This window comes from Pseudomonas sp. B16(2017) (genome assembly GCF_002113205.1).
Lineage (GTDB): Bacteria > Pseudomonadota > Gammaproteobacteria > Pseudomonadales > Pseudomonadaceae > Aquipseudomonas > Aquipseudomonas pharyngis.
In genome coordinates this window covers 79,422-104,722 of record NZ_NEKA01000004.1, presented here as the reverse complement: position 1 = coordinate 104,722, position 25,301 = coordinate 79,422, and the positions used below count along the sequence as shown (strand labels likewise).

Below are 25,301 nucleotides of genomic sequence, written 5' to 3'. Positions count from 1 at the left end.
GTGCCGCGTTGTTTCATGTCCTTCGCTCTGGATTTGCGCAATGTCATTGGCTGTTCGCTTTTCTTACGCCGGGGTTTTCACCGGCATGCTGTTCGGTCTCACCTGCGGCGCTGCCCTGCCCGCCCTTGCCGATACCGATTCGAACATATTTACCCGCAGCACCCTGACCGGCGACTGGGGCGGCCTGCGCCACCAGTTCGACGAAGACGGCATCAAGTTCACCGGTGATTACACCGGCGAAACCGCCTACAACGCCGACGGCGGCCTGCATCGCTCGGCGCGTTACTCGCAGAACATCAAGCTCGGCGCGCAGTTCGACCTGAGCAAACTGTACGGCGTGGACAACGCCGGCAAGATTCAGCTGACCATCAACGACCGTCGCGGCAACAGTGCTTCTGAAGATCTTGTCGGCAACCGTCTGCCGATCCAGGAAAACTACGGTGGTCTTTACACCCGCCTCACCGAACTGAGCTACGAGCGCAGCCTGTTTACCCCGGCACTGAACGTCAAACTCGGCTACATGGCCATGGGCAACGACCTCGGTGGGCTGGACAGCGGCATTCTCTGCAACTTCATGAACGCCGGTTTCTGCGGCCATCCGCTGAACATGTCCGGTGGCAGTGGCTGGACCAACTACCCCAACGCCCACCTGGGTGTGCGGGTGAAATATGACCTCTCCCCGGCCTGGCAACTGCGCGTAGCCGCGTTCAATGTCGATCCGGAAAGCAACGGCAATTCCAGCCGTGCCTGGCACCTGGGCCCGAAACACACCACCGGCACCGTGGTGCCGATCGAACTGGTCTACAAGCAGGCCGGCAAACTGCCCGGCGAGTACAAGCTCGGGTATTACTACGACAGCTCCGACGTCAAACGCATCGGCAGTGACAAGGAAGTGTCCGGACGCGGCGGTCATTACGTCCTGATCGACCAGGCCGTCTGGGCCTCGGAGACCTCCGAAGGCCGCAGCCTGCACGCCTTCGGCCAATACTCGGCGGCCAGCGAGGCAGCTTCGCCGTTCAGCAAGTGGTACGGCACCGGTCTGGTTCTGTACAAGCCTTTCGAAGGCCGCCCGCGTGACACCGTGGCGCTCGGTTACGGCCGAGCAGTGCCGAACCCGCGCAGCCGCGATGTGCTGCAGGACACCGCCATGGCCAATGGCGCCGCGTTCCCCAATCTGGACAGCGCCGAACAATTGATCGAACTCGGCTATGGCTACCAGGCCACGCCTTGGCTGACGCTGCGCCCGAATGTGCAATACATCATTGAGCCGGGCGCGTTTTCCGGCCAGGACATCGACAATGCGTTGGTGTTTGGATTGCAGGTGAAAGCCGCGCTCTGACACCATCATTTGCCGACCACAAAAAAAGCACTCGAAGGTGCTTTTTTTGTGCGTGCCGCCAACCGAATCAACCCGCGAAGTTGGCCCGCGCTGCGTGCAGTTTCTTGTAGCTCTCGATCAGGCGCAGATGCCGATCCAGCCCTTCCAGCTTCATGCTGGTCGGCGTCAGGCCGTAGAAGCGCACAGTGCCGTTGACCGAGCCGATCGCCGCATCCATGCGCTCGTCGCCGAACATGCGGCGGAAGTTGGCTTCGTAGTCTTCCAGCTGCAGATCCTCATCCAGCTCCATTTCCAGCACGACGTTGACCGCTTGATAGAACAAGCCGCGCTCGACGGTGTTGTCGTTGTATTGCTGGAAGGCTTCGACCAAATCCTTGGCCTGCTCGTACTTCTGCAAGGCGAGGTAGATCAGCAGGCGCAGTTCGAGAATGGTCAACTTGCCCCATGGCGTGTTGTCGTCGAACTCAATGCCGATCAGCGTGGTGATGTCGGTGTAATCGTCCAGCTCGCTGTGTTCCAGACCTTTGGCGAGGTTGCGCAGGCCGACTTTGCTGAGGTTGTGCAGGTTGAGGATGTCGGCCCGGAATTGCAGCGCTTTGTTGGTGTTGTCCCAGATCAGGTCTTCTACCGGATAGATCTCCGAATAATCCGGCACCAGAATACGGCAAGCCTTGGCGCCGATGTGCTCGTAGACCGCCATGTAGACTTCCTTGCCCATGTCTTCGAGGATACCGAACAGCGTTGCGGCCTCTTCGGCGTTGGAGTTTTCGCCGTTGCCGGAGAAGTCCCACTCGACGAATTCGAAGTCGGCCTTGGCGCTGAAGAAACGCCACGACACTACGCCGCTGGAATCGATGAAGTGCTCCACAAAGTTGTTCGGCTCAGTCACGGCCTGGCCCGAGAAGGTCGGCTGTGGCAGATCGTTGAGACCTTCGAAGCTGCGGCCCTGCAGCAACTCGGTGAGGCTGCGCTCCAGCGCCACTTCAAAGCTCGGGTGCGCGCCGAACGAGGCGAATACGCCGCCGGTACGCGGGTTCATCAGCGTCACGCACATCACCGGGAACTCACCGCCCAGCGACGCGTCCTTGACCAGCACCGGGAAGCCCTGCTCTTCCAGCGCCTGGATGCCAGCGAGGATGCCCGGGTATTTCGCCAGCACCTCTTGCGGTACATCCGGCAGGGCCATTTCGCCCTCAAGGATTTCGCGCTTGACCGCCCGTTCGAAAATTTCCGACAGGCACTGCACCTGCGCTTCAGCCAGGGTGTTGCCGGCGCTCATGCCGTTGCTGAGAAACAGGTTTTCGATCAGGTTGGAGGGGAAGTACACCACTTCGCCGTCAGACTGACGCACAAACGGCAACGAGCAGATGCCGCGCTGGATGTTGCCGGAGTTGGTGTCGTACAGGTGCGAGCCGCGCAGTTCGCCGTCGCGGTTGTAGATGCCCAGGCAATAGTCGTCGAGGATTTCCGCAGGCAACTCATCCTTGGCGCCGGGCTTGAACCAGCGCTCGTCCGGGTAATGCACGAACTCGGCATTGGCGATGTCTTCGCCCCAGAACTGATCGTTGTAGAAGAAGTTGCAGTTGAGCCGCTCGATGAACTCGCCCAGCGCCGAGGCCAGCGCGCTCTCTTTGGTCGCGCCCTTGCCGTTGGTGAAGCACATCGGCGACTGCGCATCGCGGATGTGCAGCGACCAGACGTTGGGCACGATGTTGCGCCACGAAGCGATTTCGATCTTCATGCCCAGGTCGGCCAGAATCCCCGACATATTGGCGATGGTCTGTTCCAGCGGCAGGTCCTTGCCGGCAATGCAGGTGCCCGCGCCTGAAGTGGACGCTGGCATCAGCAGGGCCTGGGCATCGGCGTCGAGGTTCTCGACTTCCTCGATCACGAACTCCGGCCCGGCCTGTACCACCTTCTTCACCGTGCAGCGGTCGATGGAGCGCAGGATGCCCTGGCGATCCTTCTCCGAGATGTCTGCCGGCAGCTCGACCTGGATCTTGAAGATCTGGTTGTAGCGGTTTTCCGGATCGACGATGTTGTTCTGCGACAGACGAATGTTTTCGGTCGGGATGTTGCGGGTGTTGCAGTACAACTTTACGAAGTAAGCCGCGCACAAGGCCGACGACGCCAGGAAATAGTCGAACGGACCCGGTGCAGAGCCATCGCCCTTGTAACGGATCGGTTGGTCGGCCACCACCGTGAAGTCATCGAACTTGGCTTCGAGTCGGAGGTTGTCGAGAAAATTGACCTTGATTTCCATGCGGGTTACCAGAATAGCGAGCTAAACAAATTGGCCGCCATTATCCGGCTTTTGAGCGTGAAGTCTTGTGCTTTGAGCAATCAATCCTGAGCCGGCCGGCGGAACATGACGCTTGTTCACACATTCAACTCAGCACATGCGCTCAATCGCCGGCAGCCGATCCGCGTGACCATGGCGTCACCTTCCGCCAATCCTGGTTGCTGACACATGATGGTTTTATCCAAGCCGCGCCTCGCGCTCGCCTTAATGATTGGCGGGCTCGCCGACACCGCGTGCGCCAGCGGATTTCTCGACGACGCCAAGACCGAAGTGCTCAGTCGCAATTTCTACTTGAGCAACGATTACCGCTCGCCCTCGCCTGCCGGAAAAAACTACAAACAGGAATGGGCTCAAGGGTTTATCGGCACTTTCGCATCCGGTTTCACTGAAGGAACCGTCGGGGTTGGTCTCGATGCCCACGCCTTTTATGGGCTGAAACTCGATGGCGGCAAGGGGCACTCCGGCACCGGGTTGTTGCCGGTGGACAGCGACGGTCGTAGCGAAAGCGAGTATTCCAGCGCCGGCGGAGCGCTGAAGTTGAAGACTTCGAAAACCACCCTTGCCTTCGGTGAAATGACCGTGGAAACGCCGGTGTTCGATACCTCGGACAAACGCTTGCAACCGGAATACGCCACGGGGTTGCTGCTCGACAGCCACGAGATCGAAAACGCACGCGTTGTGGCCGGGCGCTTCACGGCGTTCAAGAACCAGGACAGCTCTTCCGGCAAAGGCGACTTTCAGGGCTATGGCGCCAGCACCCGAGGCGAAAGCATCAGTTTTGTCGGCACCGACCTATTCAGCGACAGCCCGGTGGGCGGCGCGCTGTATGCGTCCGATCTGAGCGACACCTGGCGCCAGTACTACGCCAACCTGCATTTCAAGCAGTCCGGTCTGTTGCTCGACGCCAACGTCTACCACACCCGCGACACCGGGCAGGCATTAGCCGGCGACATCGACAACACCGCGTTCAGCCTTTCGGGCAAATACACCGTTGGCGCCCACGCGGTCATGCTCGGCTGGCAACGCATCAATGGCGACACGCCCTTCGATTTCGTTGGTGGCGACTCGATCTACCTGGCCAACTCGATCAAATACGCCGACTTCAACGGTGCCCACGAGCGCTCCTGGCAAGCGCGTTACGACCTCGATCTCGGCGCCTTCGGCATTCCGGGGCTGAATTTCATGACCCGCTACGTTTCCGGCAGCCACATCGACGGCACCCACGCGCCCAAGGGCGGCGCCTATAACCCGTTCGACGCGGATTCCGGTGAATATCAGCCTCAGCAAGGGGACGGCGGCAAACACTGGGAACGCGACATCGATCTGCGTTACATCGTCCAGTCCGGCGCGGCCAAGGATCTGTCGGTGCAGCTGTCCCACGTGTCGCACCGGGCCAACAGCGCTCAGGCGGGCGACGACATTGACCGGATCTACGTGGTGATCCAGTACCCACTGGGGTTTTGAGGGGAGAAATGGCGGAAGGCAGCCGGAGTCGAACCTGCCCGGGAACGGATGCCGTCCCCAACCGGGTTTGAAGCCCGGCCGCGCCACCGGGCGCGATTGCCTTCCTTGAACTCAGTCCGCGCCGGGGTTGGCCAGCGCACTGTCGCAGCGGATTTGCCGGCCTTCGCCGACGCGCCGGGTCAGGCCCAGCCGATCGAAGTATTCGAGGATCTGAATACTGCGCTTGCGTCCCAAGCCTAGCGCATCGCGGAAGGCCGTGACTTCGATCTGCGGATTTTCTTCGGCCAGGCGCAACAGCACCGCCACCATTTGCCGCAGGGTGATGTCGGTGACAAACAGGTCGCGCACCACTTGATGCATCACGCCAAGGCGCGCCAGTTTGCGCAGCAGCAAACGCACGATTGCGTCGTCCTGACCGACGACTTTCGCCACGTCACGTACCCACGGTGGATCGAAGCCGGCCTGTTCAAACAACGGCTGCAACGCCTGCCACAGGGTTTCGTCGTCGGCGCTCAGGCGCACCTGATGGTCGGGCAAATGCAGCCACGGGCCGCTGGCGACCAGTGAGCCGGCGCCGAGCAACTCTTCCAGCAGGCTGATGAAGCTCGCGCGTTCGAGGCTCAAACTGCTGAAACGCCGCAGACGGTCGCGGTCCGGACCCATCTGATCGGGCTCCAGCTCATGAAAACGCGCCAGTTGCTCCAGCAGCCTGAACTTGAGCATGCCCCAGCGCTGCGCATTGAACAGCACCGGGCCCTGACGGGTTTCGATCAGGCGGACGTTGTCCGGCAGCGTCCAGCCGTCACGCGGGCGATTGAACTGTCGCTCCAGGCGTTGCGGGTCGAGGCCGCTTGCGCTGTATTCCAGCAACGTAGGCAAGGCCTGTTCCAGTTCGGAGCTGATCGCCAGTGCCCGCAGTTGTGCCAGCCGTTCCGGACTGCGCCGTTGGCGGGCCGGGGCGAAGGGATCGAGCACGCGCCCACCGCCGAGCGTTCGCTGGGCGCTGGCGTCACGCAGGATCAAGGGATCACCGTGGACGCCGTGCACCGGGACGTTCGTCAGCAGTTGCGCAAACATGCGCTCGCCAGGTGCCAGACTCGGTCCCTCCAGCAAGGCGATTCGGGCGATCACATCTTGCGTGCCCAGATGCAGGTGCACTGGCTGGAAGTGCTCGAAAACCCGCTCGCTCGGTAACAGCCGGAATTCGATGTCCAGCCGCTGGGTCGGTGCGTGCAGCCATTCGGCGAGCAACCATTGGCCGCGATGGATCTGCCCGAGTTCCAGGCGATCCGCGCTGATATTCAGGGCCACGCGCTGGCCGGCGAAGGCTTGTTCGGCGGCCTGATTCTGCGCGTGCAGGCCCCTGACCCGCACGGTTTTGCCCGCCGGGCCGAGGCTGAGCTTGTCACCCACGACGACCGAGCCCGAAAGCGCCGTCCCCGTCACCACAATACCGGCGCCGGCGACACTGAACGCCCGGTCGATGGCCAGGCGAAAGCCGCCTTTATGACTGCGCTCCTCGCCTGCTATTCCTAGCAACGCCTCGCGTAGCGCGTCGACGCCCTCGCCCGTCACGCTGGAAACCGTCAGTAACGGTGCTTCGGCATAGGGCCCGGGCGTCAGCAGGCTTTCAACCTGTCGGCGAACCTCTTCCACCCGGCCCGCCTCAACCCGATCACACTTGGTGATCGCCACCAGCGCCCGTGGAATGCCCAGCAGCTCGACAATCGCCAGATGCTCGCGGGTCTGCGGCATCACGCCGTCATCCGCCGCCACCACCAGCAACACCAGATCGATGCCCTGCGCGCCGGCGAGCATGTTGTGGGTGAATTTCTCGTGACCAGGCACGTCGATGAAACCGGTGAGCCCGGTGCCGGGCACCAGTTCGGCGTACAGATAACCGAGGTCGATGGTTAACTCGCGCTCGCGTTCCTGCGGGCGGCGGTCGCCGGATTGCCCGGTCAGTGCCTGGAGCAGTGACGTCTTGCCGTGGTCGATGTGCCCCGCCGTGCCGACGATCACGTTTGCAACTGCCCGAGTTGTGCCTGCCACGCCGGTTCATCGTCGAGTTGCCGCAGATCCAGCCACAACGCGTCGTCATCGATGCGCCCGAGCACCGGGATCGGCAAGGCGCGCAACGCGGCTTCCAGATTCAGCAGGTAACGTCCGCGCAGGCGTTTCGATACCTGCGGGCGCAGGCACAGCGCCGCGCTTGGCAGGCGCGCCACCGGTTGGCTGCCGCTGCCGATCATGCCCAAAGCGGGTTGCGCCGTGACGGTCCAGCCCTCGCCCAGCAGTTGGGACAAGGCCGGTTGCAAGCGTGCGGCCTGGGCCAGAATCTCGGCTTGCGGGCGGGTCAGCAGGCGCAGGCTCGGCAAGCGCTCGGCCAGCCGATCCGGGTCGCGATAGAGCCCGAGTACTGCTTCGAGTGCGGCCAGGGTCAGTTTGTCGACCCGCAACGCGCGTTTCAGCGGGTTCTTCTTGATCTTCGCGATCAAGTCCTTGCGCCCGACGATCACCCCCGCCTGCGGCCCGCCGAGTAATTTATCTCCGCTGAAGGTGACGATGTCGGCGCCATCGAGCAGCGCTTGGCGCACCGTCGGTTCCGCCGGCAGGCCCCAGCGGGTCAGGTCCAGCAGACTGCCGCTGCCGAGGTCTTCGAGCAGCGGCAAGTCATGTCGATGGGCCAACGCCGCCAGTTCGGAGGTAGGCACCCGGGCGGTGAAGCCTTCGATGCTGTAGTTGCTCGCGTGCACGCGCATGATCAGGCCGCTGCGTGGGCCGATCGCCGCTTCGTAGTCGCGGGCATGGGTGCGGTTGGTGGTGCCGACCTCGTGCAGGCGCACGCCGGCGCGGCTCATGATGTCGGGGATGCGGAACGCACCGCCGATCTCGATCAACTCGCCACGGGAAATGACGCCTTCCTTGCGTGCGCCGAGGCTGTTGAGGGCCAGCAGCACGGCGGCGGCATTGTTGTTGACCACGGTTACGGCTTCGGCGCCGGTCAGTTCGCGGATCAGGCCTTCGATCAGGTCGTCGCGGTCACCGCGCTTGCCGCTGGCCAGATCGAATTCCAGATTCAGGGGATAGCGCGCCGCAAGTTGCACAGCATCGATGGCTTCTTCGGGCAACAAGGCCCGGCCGAGGTTGGTGTGCAGCACGGTCCCGGTCAGGTTGAACACCCGGCGCACCCGGCTGCGCTGCTTCAGGGCCAGACGCTCGGCAACCCTTCCGGCCAGCGCTTCAGGGCTGATTTCAACGGCGGTCAGTTGCCCCGCCACCACCGCTTCGCGCAAGTCATCCAGTAACTGGCGAAACCCCGTCACCAGGGCCTCGCGTCCGTAACGCTCGGCCAAGGGCTGGCACGCGGGGTGGCGTAACAGGCTGTCGAGGGAAGGCAAACGCAAGGCACAGACACTGACGGACATCAGGCACTCCGGAAAAAAGCCGATGCGCCTGAGTGTAGACCCTTGCCTCATTCATCTCCTGGCGCCAACAGCAGATTCGGCGCCAGCCGCTGATAGCCGTCCTGAGCCAGGCGCATGTCGAGCAACAGACTGCCCAGATCCGCCGACAGTGCCTCGCCTTCGCCGTCGTTTTCCAGATACAGCAACTTCAGATAGCTGTTGCAGCCCGGACAGACTTCGGCGCGCAGCGGCGCCTGATTGGCGGCGTGACGGTCATCCTCGAGGCTCAGGTATTCCAAGCCTTTGCTCTGTTCGCAATACACGCACTTGACCCGCACCACATGCCATTCGCAGGCGCACAGCGAACACACCAGATACCGCAGGCCGTTGTGCTTGCCGCGATGGCGGATCACCCCGGCCATGGCCGGCGAGCCACAGGCCGGGCACTGGCTGAGGCTGTCGCCGGGTGTCAGTTGCAGGTTCGGTGCGCTGAGCAGCCAGTGACTCCACGCCGCTTGCAGCGCCGCCCCGAGAAACGGCACCAGCGCCGCCGGCACCAGCGAATACTGGCCGCTGACCAGCGCCACGGCCCAGGCGCGCAACTGGCCGGGGCTGGCGATGCGCAGCATGGTCACGGCCTCGATCACGGCCGGTTGCTCGGGGGCGACATAACGCTGGAGCAAAGCCTCGAGATACAACTGCCAGGTGTTCTCGCGAATCAGGGTGTCGGCGGCGAACGGTGGCATGCCGTGTTGCCGGCAGACTTCCAGCCGCTGTTCATCAAGCGGCGCGGTCGAGGGCGGATCATCGAGGATTTGCTGTTGGACACGGCACAAACCGGCGATCAAATGCAGGTAATCGGCCAGCGGATGTCCTTCGGCCAAACGTTCCAGACGCTGGGCTCGCAGCATGAACAGGTTGGGTGGCGGCAAATGCAGAAACGGCGGCGAACTGGCCGCCGCTTCGATTTCTCCGGGTTCAAGGATGGTTGGCAACTGTCAGCCCTTTTTCGTGACCGGTCGCTCTGGCGGATCCTGGCTTTCCACCTCGCGATACCAGAGTGCATGGTGTTTCCTGGCCCAGGCGCGGCTGACCCAGCCGTGCATCATTGCGTCCACCGAGCCCTTGATCCAGATCCCGGCATAGATGTGAACGATGATGCTCAGGATCAGCACAAACCCCGCCAGAGCGTGCAGCAACATCGCCCAGCGGATCGTGGTGATACCGAAGTAGTGACTGAAATACGCGCGCCAGATCACCAGCCCGGTGAACAGCAATCCGAGCATGCACAGCAGTAAAGTCCAGAACAGCAGCTTTTGCCCGGCGTTGTACTTGCCCACCGCCGGTACGGTCTCCTCGTCGTTGACCAGCACCCGGTCGATGCGCCGCAGCCATTTCCAGTCGTTGTCGATGAAGAAGTTCGAGCGCCAGAAGCGAAACACCAGGCCCAGGAAGAACACGAACATCAGCACGCCCATGAAGGGGTGCAGGATTCGCGTCCACGGCCCGCCGCCGAACAGGTTTGTCAGCCAGAACATCGACGGATGAAACAGCGCGAGCCCCGACAGCCCGGCCATGAAGAACAGAATCGCCACCAGCCAGTGATTGGTGCGCTGGTTGGCGGTGTAGCGCAGGATCGTCTTGTTGCTCATGGCCGGCCCTCCCCGCGTGGGTCGAAGGTGTGCACCGCCGGATCGACGACGTGCACCGAGGTGTCGGGCGGATCGGGATGTTCATCTTCCTCGACCCGGTTCGGGCCGATCCGCACGTAATGGAAGAACCCGGCCAGCACCGCCGCGCCCATGGCCAGCAGACCCAACGGCTTGCTGATGCCTTTCCACAAACCCACCAGCGGACTGATCTCGGGGTTGTCCGGCAGGCCGGCGTAGATTTTCGGGGTGTCGGCGTGGTGCAGCACGTACATGACGTGGGTGCCGCCGACGCCTTGCGGGTCATACAGGCCGGCGTTGTCGAAGCCACGGCTTTTCAGGTCGACGATGCGCTCGGCGGCATGGGTCTTCATGTCGTCCTTGGTGCCGAACACGATGGCCCCGGTCGGGCAGGTTTTCACGCAGGCCGGCTCCAGCCCCACCGCCACACGGTCCGAACACAGCGTGCATTTGTAGGCCTTGTGATCCTTCTGCGAAATGCGCGGGATGTTGAACGGGCAACCGGTGATGCAATAACCGCAGCCGATGCAGTGGTCCTGATCGAAATCGACGATGCCGTTGGCGTGCTTGATGATCGCGCCGGGGCTGGGGCACGCTGCCAGGCAACCGGGTTCGGCGCAGTGCATGCAGCCGTCCTTGCGGATCAGCCACTCGAGGTTACCGGCGTCGGTTTCATGCTCGGTGAAGCGCATCAGCGTCCATGAATCGGCGCTCAAATCCTGCGGGTTGTCGTAGGTGCCGTGGTTGTGGCCGACCTCGTCGCGCAGCTCGTTCCATTCCGAGCACGCGACCTGACAGGCCTTGCAGCCGATGCATTTGGTGGTGTCGATCAGCTTGGCCACCTGTTCCTGGCCGCGTATCGAAGGCGCCGGCGTGGTGGTGGCCGAGCGGGCAATGATGTCTTGGCTGGCCATCTAAAGATTCTCCATCAGAGCTTCTCCACGTTGACCAGGAATGACTTGGATTCCGGGGTCTGTGTATTGCCATCGCCGAGAAACGGCACCAGGGTGTTGGTCAGGTAACCGTGGCGTGTCAGGCCGGTGAAGCCCCAGTGCAGCGGAATGCCGATCTGGTGCACCACCTGGTTGTTGACCTGCAACGGCCGGATCCTTTTGGTCACCACCGCCACCGCTTCAATGAACCCGCGCTTGCTGCTGACCCGCACCCGGTCGCCGGCAGCGATGCCCTTTTCCTTGGCCAGCACTTCGCCGATTTCCACGAACTGCTCGGGTTGGGCAATCGCGTTCAACTTGCAGTGCTTGCTCCAGAAGTGGAAGTGCTCGGTCAACCGGTAGCTGGTGGCGGCGTACGGGTAATCCTTGGCCACGCCGAGGCTGTCCCACACCGAATCGAAGATCCGTGCCGCCGGGTTGCTGGTGGCTTTCTTGTTGTCCGGGTGCAGCGGGTTGATGCCGATCGGCGTTTCGAACGGCTCGTAGTGCTCGGGGAATGGCCCTTCGTTCATCTTGTCGACGGCGAAGAACCGCGCCACGCCTTCGGGGTTCATGATGAACGGGTTCATCCCGGCTTCCGGCGGCACGTCGGCCTTGTAGTCCGGAACATCGGTGCCGCTCCAGGCTTTGCCGTTCCACCAGACCAGGCGTTTTTTCGGATCCCACGGTTTGCCGGCGACATCTGCCGAGGCCCGGTTGTACAGAATCCGCCGGTTGGCCGGCCAGGCCCACGCCCAGCCTTGATGCTGATGCATGCCGTAAGGGTCGTTGTTGTCGCGGCGGGCCATCTGGTTGCCGGCTTCGGTCCAGCTGCCGCAGAAAATCCAGCAGCCGGACGCGGTGCTGCCGTCATCCTTGAGCTGGGCGAACCCGGCCAGTTGCGAATTGCCCTTGATCGCCGCACCCGTGGCGTCGGTGAAATCGGTGGTGGCGTAGCCGTTGACCTCTTTGGCGATCTCTTCCGGCGAGGGTTCTTCGGCGATCTTGTACGGCCACGACAGTTTCAACAGCGGGTCGGCGAATTTGCCGCCCTCCGCCTGATATCGCTCACGCAGACGCAGGAACAGCGCACTCATGATTTGCACGTCGGTACGCGCCTCGCCGGGGCCGTCGGCACCTTTCCAGTGCCATTGCAGCCAGCGGCTGCTGTTGACCAGCGAGCCGTCCTCTTCGGCAAAGCACGTCGTTGGCAGGCGGATGACTTCGGTCTGGATATCGGCGCTCTTCACATCGTTGAACGGCCCGACGTGTTCCCAGAACTGCGAGGTTTCGGTGGCCAGCGGGTCCATCACCACCAGCCATTTCAGTTTGGCCAGCGCCGCCATCACTCGGTTCTTGTCCGGCAACGCGGCGATCGGGTTGAAGCCCTGGCACATGTAGCCGTTGACCTTGCCCTGCCCCATCAGGTCGAACACCTTGAGGATGTCGTAGTTGGGGATGTCGAGTTTCGGCAGGTAGTGGTAGGCCCACTGATTCTCGGCGGTGGCATTGGCGCCGTACCAGGCTTTCATCAGGCTGACGTGGAATTTGCTGTAGTTCTGCCAGTAGGACAATTGCCCCGGCCGCAGCGGGACTTGCGTGCGTTTATGGATGAAGGCCGCGTAATCCTGCTCGGCGTCGGTCGGCAACGTCAGGTAACCCGGCAGCGCGTTGGACAGCAGACCAAGGTCGGTCAGGCCCTGAATGTTCGAGTGCCCGCGCAAGGCGTTGACCCCGCCGCCGGGCATGCCGACGTTACCCAGCAACAGTTGCACCATCGCTGCGCTGCGGATGATCTGCGAGCCGATCGAGTGCTGGGTCCAGCCCAGTGCATAAAGAATCGTCATGGTCTTGCCCGGTGCCGAGCAAGTGGCGATTTCCTCCCAGATCTTTTTCATTGCATCGACCGGCATGCCGCAGATCTGGCTCGCCAGGTCGATGTTGTAGCGGCTGTAATGCTGCTTCATCAATTGGTAGACGCAGCGCGGGTCCTGCAGGGTCGGATCGACTCTGACGAAGCCGTCGTCACCCAGCTCGTAACCCCAGGTGGATTTGTCGGTGTAGCTGCGCTTAGCCGCGTCGTAACCGGTGAACAGCCCGTCCTCGAAGCCGAATCCGGCTCTGACAATGAACGATACGTCGGTGTAGTTGCGCACGTATTCGTGCTGGATCTTGTCCTCGGTCAGCAGGTAATTAATCAGCCCGCCCATGAACGCGATGTCGCTGCCGGTGCGAATCGGCGCGTAGTAATCGGCCACGGATGCGGTCCGGGTAAACCTCGGATCGACCACAATCAGCCGCGCGGCGTTATGCGCCTTGGCTTCGGTCACCCATTTGAAGCCACAAGGGTGGGCTTCTGCTGCGTTGCCGCCCATCACCAGGATCAGATTCGCATTGGCGATATCGGTCCAGGTGTTGGTCATGGCTCCACGGCCGTACGTCGGGGCAAGACTTGCCACCGTCGGGCCGTGTCAGACACGCGCCTGGTTATCAAACCCCAGCATGCCGAGACTGCGCACCACCTTGTGGGTGATGTAACCCGCTTCGTTGGACGCCGCCGACGCCGCGAGGAATCCGGTGGTCAGCCAGCGATTGACCGTTTGGCCCTGGGCGTTCTGCTCGACGAAATTGGCATCGCGGTCGGCCTTCATCAGGTCGGCGACGCGGTCGAGGGCTTCGTCCCAGGTGATCCGGGTCCATTCGCTGCTGCCGGGCTTGCGCACTTGCGGGTACTGCAAGCGGCCGGGGCTGTGAATGAAATCCAGCAGGCCGGCGCCTTTGGGGCACAGGGTGCCGCGGTTGACCGGGTGGTCGGCGTCGCCCTCGATATGGATGATGTTTTGCGCAACGTTCTTCGCGGCGTCGCCCTGGCTGTACATGATCAAACCGCAACCGACCGAGCAATACGGACAGGTGTTGCGGGTTTCATGGGTGTGGGCAAGCTTGAAGTGGCGCACCTGCTCGGCGAAGGCCTGCGTCGGGGCCATGCCCAACGCGCCCAGGCTAGAGCCTGCAAGGCCGATACCGGCGACCTTGAAGAACTGACGACGGCTGAGATCCATCGTGCACTCCTGATCAGGTGGAACCCGGTACTGGTGCCGGGCTTGTTCTGGACAATCACGGTTGCGGCACACGAGTACCGACTTTTTCACTGTAGACAAAGCCTCTGCGACCTGTGTGAAAACCGACCGTCGGCCGTTTGTCGGAGCATCACCTCCCTGTGGGAGCAAGCTTGCTCGCGAAAAGCGGTGTGTCATTCAACATTGATGCTGCCTGACCAGACGCATTCGCGAGCAAGCTCGCTCCCACAGGTTTTGTGTGCTCCTTCAAGGGCATGGGCTTATCATGGCGGGCACGACCCATCTCCGCCTTCAGAGACCGCGCATGACTTTCGATTTTGATCAGGTATTCGACCGCCACGACACCGGCAGCACCAAGTGGAGCCGCTATCCGGCCGACGTGTTGCCGATGTGGGTCGCTGACATGGATTTCGCCGCCCCGCCGGTGGTCATCGAGGCGCTGCAACAACGTCTGCTGCACCCGTTGGTGGGCTACAGCGTGGCCCAGGACAACCTGCGCGAGGCCATCGTCGCCGACCTCTGGAACAAGTTCGCCTGGCGGGTCAAACCGCAAGAGCTGATCTTCCTGCCGGGCGTGGAATCGGGTTTCAACATGGCGCTCAAGGCGCTGGTGCAACCGCAGCAGAACGTCGTGGTGCAAACCCCGAACTACCCGCCGTTGCGTCATGCACCGGGCCATTGGGGCCTGAACAAGGTCGAGCTGGAATTCAACGCCCAGGCCGACGGCAGCTACGCCACCCCGCTGGATGCACTGCGTGAATCCCTGAACGGTGGCGGCGCCCTGCTTCTGAGTAACCCGCACAACCCGATCGGCAAGGTCTTTGGCCGTGAAGAATTGCAAGCGGTAGCGGACATCTGCGTGGCGCAGGACGCCTGGATCATCTCCGACGAGATCCACGCCGAGCTGTGCTACGACGGCCGCGTGCACATTCCGACCGCATCCCTGAGCCCGGAAATATCCCGTCGCACCATCACCCTGATGTCGGCGAGCAAGGCCTACAACATCGCCGGCCTCAAGACGTCGTTCATGATCATCCAGGACGCGGCTCTGCGCGAACGCGTCAACCACGCCCGCTGCGGCATGGTCGACAGCGTCAACCCGCTGGGCATGGAAGCCACCCGCGTGGCCTACAGCGAAGCCGGTCCGTGGCTTGAGGCGCTGAAACAGTACCTGCAAGCCAACCGTGACTGGCTGGTGGACGCGGTGCGCAACCGCTTGCCCGGGGTGACCCTCAATGTGCCGCAAGGCACGTACCTGGCCTGGCTCGACTGCTCGGCGCTGGATCTGGACGACCCGCAGAAGTTCTTCCTGGACCACGCTCGTGTCGGCCTCAGCCCGGGTCTGGACTTTGGCGACCACAGCCAGCAATTCGTGCGCCTGAACTTCGGTTGCCCGCGTTCGATGCTGGAAGAAGGCATTGCCCGGATGGAGCGAGCCCTCAAGTCCCGGTAATCAAGTCAGGGTAAATCCAAGCGTCAATCCGATCGAACTCAGCGCAAGCGGGTCGGGTCAACCGGCCTACTTGCCATGAGACCCGGAGATTGACGATGACCGACTATCCAAAACCCCCGTTCCCGAAACAGGCGCAGCCGGTTCCCGGCTCCCAGCGCAAGATGGAGCCGTATCCTGATTGCGGCGAACAGAGCTACACCGGCTCCGGTCGGCTGGCCGGCAAGATTGCCTTGATCACCGGTGCCGACAGTGGCATCGGTCGGGCGGTGGCGATCGCCTTTGCCCGCGAAGGTGCCGATGTGGCGGTCGCCTATTTAAATGAACACGAAGACGCCAAGGAAACCGCGCGCTGGGTCGAACAGGCCGGTCGCCAGTGCCTGTTGCTGCCCGGTGACATTGCCCAGAAAGCCCAGTGCCAGGCGTTGGTGGACCAAACCGTTGAGCGCTTCGGCCGCATCGACGTGCTGGTCAACAACGCGGCTTTCCAGATGACCCACGAAACCTTCGAGGAGATTCCCGACGACGAATGGGTGATGACCTTCGACGTCAACATCACTGCGATTTTCCGTCTGTGCCAGGCTGCGATCAAACACATGGGCCCCGGTGCCTCGATCATCAACACCAGTTCGATCAACTCGGACATGCCCAAGCCCACCCTGCTCGCCTACGCCACCACCAAAGGCGCCATCGCCAATTTCACCGGTGGACTGGCGCAGATGCTCGGTCCGCGGGAAATCCGCGTGAATTGCGTGGCGCCGGGACCGATCTGGACGCCGTTGATTGTCTCGACCATGCCCGATGAGGAAGTGCAGCACTTTGGCGAGCAAACACCACTCGGGCGTCCCGGCCAGCCAGTGGAGGTTGCGCCGATCTACGTGCTGCTGGCATCGGATGAAGCCAGCTACATCACCGGCCAGCGCTATGGCGTGACCGGCGGCAAACCGATGCTCTGAACCGCCTGCCAGAAAAAGTGAACCGCTGGACACGGCGACCTCTCCATACCTTCATGGCCCACTCGGGTTGCAAGAGATCAGGAGGTCGTCATGTCTGCGCCTATTATCAAGCTCTTCACCCAGCCGAACTTTGCCTGGACCGACATCCGCCGCGAAGAAGAGGCACATCCGCGTCATTACCTTGCTCACCTGCTGTTGCTGGCCCTCGTCCCGGCGGTGTGCCTGTTCATTGGCACCACGTATGTCGGCTGGAGCCTGGCAGTGGGTGAAACCGTGAGGCTCAGCAGTGCCAGCGCCTTGCAGCTGAGTGTCCTGCTCTATATCACCATCGTGGTCGGCGTGGCGATCATTGGCGGTTTCATCCGCTGGATGTCGCGTACCTTCGATGCGCGGCCGACACTCAACCAGTGCATCGGTTTCGCGGCGTACACCGTCACCCCGTTTTTCATCGCCGGTCTCGCCGGCCTGTATCCCAGCCGTTGGCTGGCGGTGCTGGTGCTCGGCGCTGCATCGATCTATTCGACATTCCTGTTGTTCGTCGGCCTGCCGACCTTCATGCACGAGCGCAAGGAACAGGGCCTGTTGTACTCGGCCAGTGTCTGGGGTGTAGCGCTGCTGGTGCTGGTGACGTTGTTGGTGTCGATGATCCTGCTGTGGTTCAACGTGCTGACGCCGGAATACCTGCGCACGACTGCAGGTTAGGCCGATCATGTCGGGGCGGCATCGAACTGACCTTACGGGCCGCGCGTCATGAGCTTCATCATCTGGGTGGCGGTGCTCGGTGCCGTGCTGCTGACCCTGGCGCTGACATCGTCGTACCTGCGCTGGATGCCGGTCACGACCTCGGCTGTTTGCCTGCTGCTGGGGGTCGGCATCGGGCCGGCAGGGCTTGATCTGCTGAAACTGCCGCTGGATGAAGCCTCTTTGTGGATGGAACACCTGACTGAAGTCGCGGTGCTGTTTTCCCTGTTCGTCTGTGGTTTGAAGTTGCGGTTGCCGTTGCGCGACAAACGCTGGCGGATTGCATTCGGTCTGGCGGGCCCGGTGATGGTGCTGACGATCATTGGCGTCTGCCTGTTGCTGCATTTTGGCCTGGATCTGAATTGGGGCCCTTCGCTGTTGATCGGCGCGATTCTCGCTCCGACCGACCCGGTGCTCGCGGCGCTGGTGCAGGTCAACGATGCGCGGGACGTCGACAGCGTGCGCTTCGGCCTGTCCGGCGAGGCCGGGCTCAACGACGGCGTTGCATTCCCCTTCGTGATCCTCGGGCTGTTGCTGCTGAACGGTGAAGGGTTTGCCGCCGAGTGGCCCGACTGGGTACTGCGCAGCCTTGTGTGGGCGGTTCCGGCCGGGTTGCTTTGCGGCTACTGGATGGGCCGTGGCATCGGTCGACTCACCTTGTCGCTGCGCATTCGCAACGATGACAGCACCCTCAGCCCCAATGACTATCTGGCCCTGGCGTTGATTGCGCTGGCGTATGTCGTAGCTGAATCCATTGGTGGCTACGGCTTTCTGTCGGTATTCGCCGCCGGCCTTGGCTTGCGTCAGGAGGAAGTCAAATCCACCGGCGCCCACCAACCGCCCGCCGAACACATGGTGCAACCGGTGGTCGGTCATCAGAACGTCGAGCCGCAGCAGGCGGTGCACGGCGATACCGAGCGGCTGGAAGACAGTCAGGTGGCAGCCGGCATCATGATGGGCGACATGCTCGCGTTCGGCGGTCTGGTGGAACGGGCGATGGAAGTGTTTCTGGTTACCCTGCTGGGCGTGGTGCTAGTCAGTCACTGGGATTGGCGGGCGCTGTTGGTCGGCGGCGTGCTGTTCTGTGTCATCCGCCCGGTCTGCGTGGGGTTGATGCCGTGGGGATCGTTGCTCGCGGGGCGCCAACGGTTATTGATCGGCTGGTTCGGTATTCGCGGTATCGGCAGTCTGTTCTACCTCTTCTATGCACTGAACCATGGACTAGGCGACAGCGTGGGCGCGCTGTGTACCGACCTGACCCTGTCGGTGGTGGCGCTGAGCATTCTGCTGCACGGCGTCAGCACCCAGCCGATCCTCGCCAGCTATGAGCGGCGCAAGAACCGAAACGGGCGAAAAAAGCCCGGCCATGATGACCGGGCTCGATAGCGGGGTGTCATTCATCCTCCCGGATTGGTCACCTGAATGTAGAAGGCATAACTGCCGAGCAACATCCAGAACGTGGCAAAGATCCACGGCGTACGAATGGAAAACAGCAATGACTTGCGATACCCCTTGTGGCTCGACTCCATTTCGCTGAATAACGGCGATTCGTCATAAGCCAGGCCCATCAGCGGTTCGCTGCGCAGCAATTCACTTTGCTTGTAGTGCCAATGATCGATGATGTCGTAGGCAGCACGAATTCCCGGCCAGGCATTGAGCGAACTGAGCAGGCCGAGCAAGGCCAGGAACGGTGGCACCACCAGGGTGAACAACTTGCCCCACTCGGGGTTGAGGTTGGCCATGCAGGACGCGAAGGCAATCACCAGAAACGATTGCGCCGCCAGATAGGCGTCGGTTCGGTTGGCCAGAATGCTGGTTTCGTACTGGATTTCCCGGCGGTAGAAATCCAGCCGTTCCTTGGGTGAACCGAACATCTTCGCGTTGTGTTCAGTCAGGGTTTCTTCGGCGGTCGGTTGGGTCAGTATGCGTGGCACGGTACGAACGCTCCGAAAGGCAAAGCGTTTGGAGCCGCCCCGTCGCGGACAAGTTCAGCCGGATTCAGCCCCGGTTCGTTTCATCGTCTGGGCAATAATCGTTACAAGATTCATCTGATTGAACGGTTTCGACAGCCGTGGCAACCCCGCTGCGAAGCCTTCGAGGCGTTCGGCAAAGCCGGTGGCGAGAATGATCGGCAGATCCGGCTTGAGCAAACGCACGGCATGAGCCAGTTGCGCGCCGCTCATATGCGGCATGGCCATGTCGGTGATCATCAGGTCGATGACCTCTCCCTGGTCAAACAGCTCAAGCGCGTGGGTACCAGAGGAGGCGCTGATCACCCGATGGCCAAGGTCTTCCAGCAGCAGGACGGTGCTGGTACGCACCAGACTGTCATCATCCACCACCAGCACGCTGAGGCGCGGCACTGTAACGGTGGACACCATCGTGCCAGACGATTGGGTCGCGACTCCGTCGAGGGCGACCGGTAACCAGAGCTCAGCAGTGGTGCCCTGCCCCTTGATACTTTTCAGAAAGAACCGGCCGCCCAGTTGTTCGATGAAGCCATGGACCATCGACAATCCCAGGCCGGTGCCCTTGCCCAAACCCTTGGTGGTGAAAAACGGATCGGTTGCCGACGCCAGCGTATCAGCGTCCATGCCTTCCCCGGTATCGGTCACCCGCAGACAGACATAGCGCCCGGCCGCGAGCGTCGAATCGTTTTGTTCGATGACCACTTCAGGTTCCGCGCTGATGGTGACGCTGCCGCCCTCGGGCATGGCGTCGCGGGCGTTGGTGGCGAGGTTGAGCACCGCCAGTTCGAGCTGATTGCTGTCGGCCAGCACCGCTTGCAGGTCTTCGGGAAACTGCGTTTCGATGCGGATCCCCGGCCCCAGCGAACTGCGCAGCAGCCCGGTAATGCCCTGCACCAGCTTCGCAATGTCGACAGGTTCGGTCTTGAGCTCCTGACGCCGGGCGAAGGCCAGCATGCGTTGGGTCAGCGATACGCCGCGCAATGCTCCCTGAGTGGCGTTCTCCAGCAGGCGGCTGACCTTCGGGTCGTCGCCTACACGTTTGCGCACGATCTCCAGATTACCGAGGATCACCGTCAGCAGATTGTTGAAGTCGTGGGCAATGCCGCCGCTGAGTTGACCGATGGCCTGCACTTTCTGCGCCTGAAACAGCGCTTCACGGGTTTTCTCCAGTGCGTGCTGAGCCTCTGTGGCTTCGGTCACATCTCGGGTGATCTTGGCGAAACCAAGCAGCGTTCCGGTTTCACCGCGAATCGCATCGACCACCACATGCGCCAGGAATCGCGTACCGTCCTTGCGCAGACGCCAGCTCTTGTTCTCGAAACGGCCCTCGCGCGCGGCGGTTTCCAGAGCGCGCTGGGGTTCGCCGATCTCACGATCTTCAGGGGTGTAGAACATCGAAAAGTGCTGGCCGATGACCTCTTCCGGCCTGTAGCCCTTGATCCGCTGCGCACCAGGGTTCCAGTTGGACACGCGGCCGTCCGGGCTGAGCATGTAGATCGCGTAGTCGCTAACGCCCTGCACCAGCAGGCGAAACTGCTGTTCGCTCTGCTTGAGGGTTTCTTCGGCCATCTTGCGGTCGGTCAGGTCGCGGGTGATCTTGGCAAACCCGAGCAGTTGCCCGCTCGGGCTGAAAATCGGATCGATCACCACGTGGCACCAGAAGTGCGTGCCGTCCTTGCGTACCCGCCAGCCCTCACCCTCGAACCGGCCTTCGCGGATCGCCGTGTCCAGCGCCCGCTGCGGCATACCGTTGGCGCGATCTTCGTCGGTGTAGAACCTTGAAAAGTGCTCGCCAAGGATCTCGGCTTCTTCGTACCCCTTGAAGCGTTTGGCGCCGGAATTCCAGCTGGTGATGATGCCTTCGGGGTCGATCATGTAGATCGCATAATCGACCACCGCATCGATCAGCAAACGAAAACGCATGTCTTCGATTGCAGCGGACTTCTTGTTCTCGCTCATCAGGCTTGGCTCAAAGCAAATTCTCAATGACAGGAGTATGCGTCAAACCGGGGGAATGGACAGCGTCTTCTGTGTGAGCGAGGTGCCACCAGCGCGGCAGCAACTGCCGGATACGACTTTCGGCAAAGCGATCATCGATCAGCATCACCACGCCGCGATCCTGCTGGGTACGGATCACCCGCCCGGCAGCCTGCACCACTTTCTGCACGCCTGGGAAAAGATAGGTGTAGTCGTAACCGGCACCGAAGATCGCCGCCATACGGCGCTTCATCTGTTCATTGACCGGGTTGAGCTGGGCCAGCCCGAGGGTGGCGATGAACGCGCCGATCAGCCGCGCGCCGGGCAGATCGATGCCTTCACCGAAGGCGCCGCCGAGCACAGCGAAGCCCACGCCTTGGCTGTCGGCGGTGAATTGGTCGAGAAAATCCTGCCGCGCGCCTTCGGTCATGCCCCGGGACTGCTGCCAACGGGTGATATGCGGGTGCCGCTCGGCCAGTAACTGCGCAACCTGTTGCAGGTAATCGAAGCTGCTGAAGAACGCCAGGTAGTTGCCCGGGCGTTCGTTGAACTGGCGGGCGATCAGCTCGACAATCGGTTCCAGCGACGCTTGCCGGTGCGTGAAACGCGTGGAAATCCGGCTGACGATCTGCACCTGCAATTGTTCGGCACTGAACGGCGACTCGACATCGATCCAGACCGTGTCGGCCGGGGTGCCCAGCAAGTCGGCGTAATAGTGGCGCGGGCTGAGGGTGGCGGAAAACAGCACGCTGCTGCGCGCCGCCGTCAGGCGCGGGCCGATGAACGCCGCCGGCACCACGTTGCGCAGGCACAGTTGCGATAACGGGCGTTTGCGTTCGAGATCGCGTTTGCTGATGTCGAACAGGTAATGCGCGTCGAACAGTTCCGCCACCCGACCGAACTGCAGCATCTCGAAGTAGAAGTTCTGCAATCCGCTGTCGAGCCCTGGCGGGTGATCGTTGAGGTAGTCGCCGATGCTCGCCGTGCAGGATGAGAGCGCCTGCAACAGTTTTTCCGGCGCCTTGTCGTAGGCCTGATACGGCGCCAACTGGTCATTGTGCAGGGCGTTCCATTCACGATTGACCCGTTGCAACGACTTCTTCAAGACCTCGGGCGCGGTTTTGCGCACGCTGCCCAATGTCGCCTGATCGAGGGTGGCGCTGTACATCTGCCGCCCGCGCTCGACCAGGTTGTGCGACTCGTCCACCAGCACCGCAACGTTCCATTGATTGAACTGGGCGAGACCGAACAGCAGTGCACTGAAATCGAAGTAATAGTTGTAGTCCGCCACCACCACGTCGGCCCAGCGGGCCATTTCCTGGCTCAGGTAGTACGGACATACCCCGTGCTGCGCCGCGACGTCTCGCAGCGCGGTCTGATCCAGCAGGCGCAATTGGCTGGCAGCCTCACGGGCGGCGGGCAAACGGTCGTAAAAGCCTTGGGTCAACGGGCAGGACTCGCCATGACAGGCCTTGTCCGGGTGTTCGCAGGCCTTGTCCCGGGCGACCATTTCCAGCACCCGCAGGGGCAAGGTTTCGCTGTGATCGAACAGCACTTGCGCTGCATCCAGCGCCAGTTTGCGTCCGGGCGTCTTGGCGGTGAGGAAGTACACCTTGTCCAGTTGCTGCGGCGCCAACGCCTTGAGCATCGGAAACAGGGTGCCGAGGGTCTTGCCGATCCCGGTCGGGGCCTGGGCCATCAGGCAGCGGCCGGTGCTGACGGCCTTGAACACCGATTCGGCGAGGTGACGCTGGCCGGGGCGAAAGGCAGCATGAGGAAAACCCAGCTGCTGCGCCGCCCGGTTGCGCGCTTCGCGGTGAGCCATTTCCTGTTCGGCCCACGCCAGGAACAAACCGCACTGTTGTTCGAAGAACTGCCGCAGCGTATCGGCGCTGAACGACTCGACCAGACAGGTTTCCTTTTCCGTGACGATGTCGAAATACACCAGCGCCAGATTGATCTGCTCAAGCTGTAATCGACAGCACATCAACCAGCCGTAGATTTTTGCCTGGGCCCAATGCAACGAACGGTGATTGGTCGGTTGCTTGCTCAGGTCGCCGCGGTAGGTTTTGATTTCTTCCAGGCAGTTCTGCGTCGGGTCGTAGCCGTCCGCCCTGCCCTTGACCTTCAATGGCCCGAATGCGCCCTCCAGCGCCACTTCGCTCTGGTAGGCGTCGTTGCGCCGGGACGCCACCGTGCGATGCCCGGCGATGCCCTCCAGCGCGGTCGGCGACGGCGTGAAGCGCAAGTCGAGGTCACCGGTTTTTGCGGTGAATTCGCACAGTGCCCGCACCGCGATGCTGTAGCTCAAGCGCCCTGCTCCGCCCATTGCACGTAACACACGGCGACCGGCATCCGATGCGTGTTGCAGAACTCCAGCCAGCGCAGCTGGTTGTCCTGCAGGCGATCGCCGGGGCCTTTGACTTCGATCATCCGGTAGGTCCTGTGCTGCGGCCAGAACTGGATCAGGTCGGGCATGCCGGCACGATTGGCCTTGATGTCCAGCAGCAGACGGCTGAACCAGTGCTTGAGGTGTTCAGCCGGCAGACAGGCCAGCGCCTGTTCCAGCAGTTCTTCATTGAGCGCGCCCCAGAACACGAACGGCGACTGCACACCCCATTTGGCGCTGAACCGCGCGCGGATGGTGTCGGCATAGCGGCCATCGTCGAGTTCGGCGAGACAGGCCTGGAACAGCTCCGCACGTCGGGGCTGGAAGTCCTCGTTGAGCAGATCCACGGGGCCGCGCTGGAACGGGTGAAAGAACGCGCCGGGCAGCGGCGCGAAGATCGCCGGCCAGCACAGCAGGCCGAACAATGAATTGATCAGGCTGTTTTCCACGTAATGCACCGGGCCCGTCTCTTCGTGCAGATGCGCCTGAACGTGATACTCCACCGACAACGCCGGATCGAGACGCGGCAGGTGCAGGTCCAGCCGCTCCACCAGGCCGGGCGCCGTGCGCTTGATCGGTGGGCCGCCGAGCTTGCGCCGCAAACGCGGTAACACCCGTTGCAGGCCCTGTTGTTCGGTGGCGGTTTCCGGCGCCTGCTCGGCAATGACCGCCAGTTCCAGAGCCAGCGCATATTCGGCGCTGCGCTCCAGCACACGGATCATCCGCAATCGGGCGCCGGGATAGGCGCAATCGCGATAGATCTTCAGGGCCAGGGAGAATTCGCCGATGCGCTCGCAGTATTGGCCGATCTGGAACAACAGCTTGCCGCGCCGGCGTTGCAGCCACGGGTTGTCGAAATGCAACGCGGCGACCTGTTCGACGACCGGTTCCAGTGGTTCGCCCGCTTCGAAATACAGCTGGCAATTGTGCAGAAACAGGCACGCATCGACGTCGGCACGGCTGCGCAAGCCAAGGGAATCGGCACTGAATTCGACTTTTTCGTAGGTGAAAATGCCAAGGTCGGCGAGCACGAACTCTGACCAGTCCTGATAGAGGTTGCCGAAAAACATCAGGCGAAAACGGTCGCACAGGTCCATCAATGTCAGGCTGAACAGCCGGTCGGCCAGCGTCGGGCACCATTGCTGGAAACTGCGTGGCTCGGGGAATTGTTCGTGCAGCAGCGGCAGCCAGTCGACTTTCTTGCTTTTAGGCTGGTCGATGGCCGGGGCGAAGGCTTGCAGGATCTCGGCCTTGAGCAACACCTCGAACAGCTCCACCATCGTCAACGGTGCCTGTTCATCGAGCCAGCCATGCTCCAGCAGTGGTTGCGCCGCTTCGGCGATGTCGCCGATTTCCGTGTAATTCAGCTTGCTGGCCCGGAAATGTACACCCTTGCGCATCACCATACGCACCAGCAAACCCTGGGACGGACGCGGCAGCGCCTTGAAGTCGCGAATGAAGGCATGTTCCGTTTCGCTCATGACATCGGCATAGCGAAGCTCAAGCCAATCAAGCACCTGGCGGAAGTTGTTGAGGTAATAGAACGGGTCGTCGAGGGGATTGGCAGTCACGGTAGATTCGGGGCCATGGCAAGCGAGTACTGGTTATGCGTACAGATACCAGC

The 25,301-nt window shown here is 62.1% G+C and carries 17 protein-coding genes and 1 tRNA gene; 6 read left to right on the top strand and 12 right to left on the bottom strand.

The window, feature by feature from the left end:
- Positions 1 to 40: 40 nt before the first annotated feature.
- On the top strand, positions 41 to 1,339 hold the full coding sequence (locus CAG25_RS08030) for a carbohydrate porin (RefSeq protein WP_085610284.1): 1,299 nt from the start codon (positions 41 to 43) through the stop codon (positions 1,337 to 1,339).
- 67 nt (positions 1,340 to 1,406) lie between these two features.
- On the opposite strand, the gene CAG25_RS08025 is transcribed toward CAG25_RS08030, so the two are convergent.
- Complete coding sequence (locus CAG25_RS08025; RefSeq protein WP_085610283.1) at positions 1,407 to 3,602, bottom strand: OsmC domain/YcaO domain-containing protein; 2,196 nt, start codon at positions 3,600 to 3,602, stop codon at positions 1,407 to 1,409.
- A 207-nt stretch (positions 3,603 to 3,809) separates the two neighbouring features.
- Here CAG25_RS08025 and CAG25_RS08020 point away from each other — a divergent pair, with 207 nt between their 5' ends.
- Positions 3,810 to 5,105 carry an OprD family porin gene (locus CAG25_RS08020; protein ID WP_085610282.1) on the top strand — a complete coding sequence of 432 codons (1,296 nt, stop codon included), beginning with the start codon at positions 3,810 to 3,812 and terminating at the stop codon, positions 5,103 to 5,105.
- A gap of 9 nt (positions 5,106 to 5,114) precedes the next feature.
- Here CAG25_RS08020 and CAG25_RS08015 read toward each other — a convergent pair.
- The 7 genes from CAG25_RS08015 to fdnG form a co-directional block, all read right to left on the bottom strand.
- Positions 5,115 to 5,210, bottom strand: a tRNA-Sec gene (locus CAG25_RS08015).
- Positions 5,211 to 5,216: 6 nt separating this feature from the next.
- Positions 5,217 to 7,127: a selenocysteine-specific translation elongation factor gene (gene selB, locus CAG25_RS08010; protein WP_085610281.1), complete on the bottom strand. Its 1,911-nt coding sequence runs from the start codon at positions 7,125 to 7,127 to the stop codon at positions 5,217 to 5,219.
- Positions 7,124 to 8,533 (bottom strand): L-seryl-tRNA(Sec) selenium transferase, encoded by a 1,410-nt coding sequence (selA, locus tag CAG25_RS08005; protein WP_085610280.1) that lies wholly within the window; start codon positions 8,531 to 8,533, stop codon positions 7,124 to 7,126. Before selA ends, selB begins: the two co-directional genes overlap by 4 nt.
- A 47-nt stretch (positions 8,534 to 8,580) precedes the next feature.
- Positions 8,581 to 9,507, bottom strand: coding sequence for a formate dehydrogenase accessory protein FdhE (gene fdhE / locus CAG25_RS08000; protein ID WP_085610279.1), 927 nt, complete (start codon positions 9,505 to 9,507; stop codon positions 8,581 to 8,583).
- Between the two features lie 3 nt (positions 9,508 to 9,510).
- On the bottom strand, positions 9,511 to 10,164 hold the full coding sequence (locus CAG25_RS07995; protein WP_085610278.1) for a formate dehydrogenase subunit gamma: 654 nt from the start codon (positions 10,162 to 10,164) through the stop codon (positions 9,511 to 9,513).
- A complete protein-coding gene (gene fdxH / locus CAG25_RS07990; RefSeq protein WP_011334112.1) occupies positions 10,161 to 11,096 on the bottom strand; it encodes a formate dehydrogenase subunit beta in 936 nt (311 codons plus the stop codon). Before fdxH ends, CAG25_RS07995 begins: the two co-directional genes overlap by 4 nt.
- A gap of 14 nt (positions 11,097 to 11,110) precedes the next feature.
- Positions 11,111 to 14,176: a formate dehydrogenase-N subunit alpha gene (gene fdnG / locus CAG25_RS07985; RefSeq protein ID WP_143492827.1), complete on the bottom strand. Its 3,066-nt coding sequence runs from the start codon at positions 14,174 to 14,176 to the stop codon at positions 11,111 to 11,113.
- A gap of 322 nt (positions 14,177 to 14,498) precedes the next feature.
- On the opposite strand from fdnG, the gene CAG25_RS07975 reads away from it, so the two are divergent.
- The 4 genes from CAG25_RS07975 to CAG25_RS07960 all read left to right on the top strand — a co-directional run bounded on the left by CAG25_RS07975 (position 14,499) and on the right by CAG25_RS07960 (position 18,727).
- Positions 14,499 to 15,647 carry a MalY/PatB family protein gene (locus CAG25_RS07975; protein WP_085610276.1) on the top strand — a complete coding sequence of 383 codons (1,149 nt, stop codon included), beginning with the start codon at positions 14,499 to 14,501 and terminating at the stop codon, positions 15,645 to 15,647.
- 95 nt (positions 15,648 to 15,742) lie between these two features.
- The gene (locus CAG25_RS07970) at positions 15,743 to 16,600 is read left to right on the top strand and encodes an SDR family oxidoreductase (protein WP_085610275.1); all 858 of its coding nucleotides are present in this window, start codon (positions 15,743 to 15,745) and stop codon (positions 16,598 to 16,600) included.
- Between the two features lie 90 nt (positions 16,601 to 16,690).
- Complete coding sequence (locus CAG25_RS07965; protein ID WP_085610274.1) at positions 16,691 to 17,302, top strand: Yip1 family protein; 612 nt, start codon at positions 16,691 to 16,693, stop codon at positions 17,300 to 17,302.
- Between the two features lie 48 nt (positions 17,303 to 17,350).
- Positions 17,351 to 18,727: a sodium:proton antiporter gene (locus CAG25_RS07960; RefSeq protein WP_085610273.1), complete on the top strand. Its 1,377-nt coding sequence runs from the start codon at positions 17,351 to 17,353 to the stop codon at positions 18,725 to 18,727.
- A gap of 11 nt (positions 18,728 to 18,738) precedes the next feature.
- On the opposite strand, the gene CAG25_RS07955 is transcribed toward CAG25_RS07960, so the two are convergent.
- Genes CAG25_RS07955 through CAG25_RS07940 form a run of 4 tightly spaced genes read right to left on the bottom strand, consistent with a single transcriptional unit; the run spans position 18,739 to position 25,248 of the window.
- Entirely contained in the window at positions 18,739 to 19,275 is a 537-nt protein-coding gene (locus CAG25_RS07955) for a hypothetical protein (protein ID WP_064596549.1), read from the bottom strand.
- A gap of 54 nt (positions 19,276 to 19,329) precedes the next feature.
- Positions 19,330 to 21,270, bottom strand: coding sequence for a PAS domain-containing sensor histidine kinase (locus CAG25_RS07950; protein ID WP_085610272.1), 1,941 nt, complete (start codon positions 21,268 to 21,270; stop codon positions 19,330 to 19,332).
- Positions 21,271 to 21,280: 10 nt separating this feature from the next.
- A complete protein-coding gene (locus CAG25_RS07945) occupies positions 21,281 to 23,599 on the bottom strand; it encodes an ATP-dependent DNA helicase (RefSeq protein WP_085610271.1) in 2,319 nt (772 codons plus the stop codon).
- Positions 23,596 to 25,248, bottom strand: a complete 1,653-nt coding sequence (locus CAG25_RS07940) for a VRR-NUC domain-containing protein (RefSeq protein ID WP_085610270.1) — start codon at positions 25,246 to 25,248, stop codon at positions 23,596 to 23,598. Before CAG25_RS07940 ends, CAG25_RS07945 begins: the two co-directional genes overlap by 4 nt.
- Between the last annotated feature and the right edge of the window lie 53 nt (positions 25,249 to 25,301).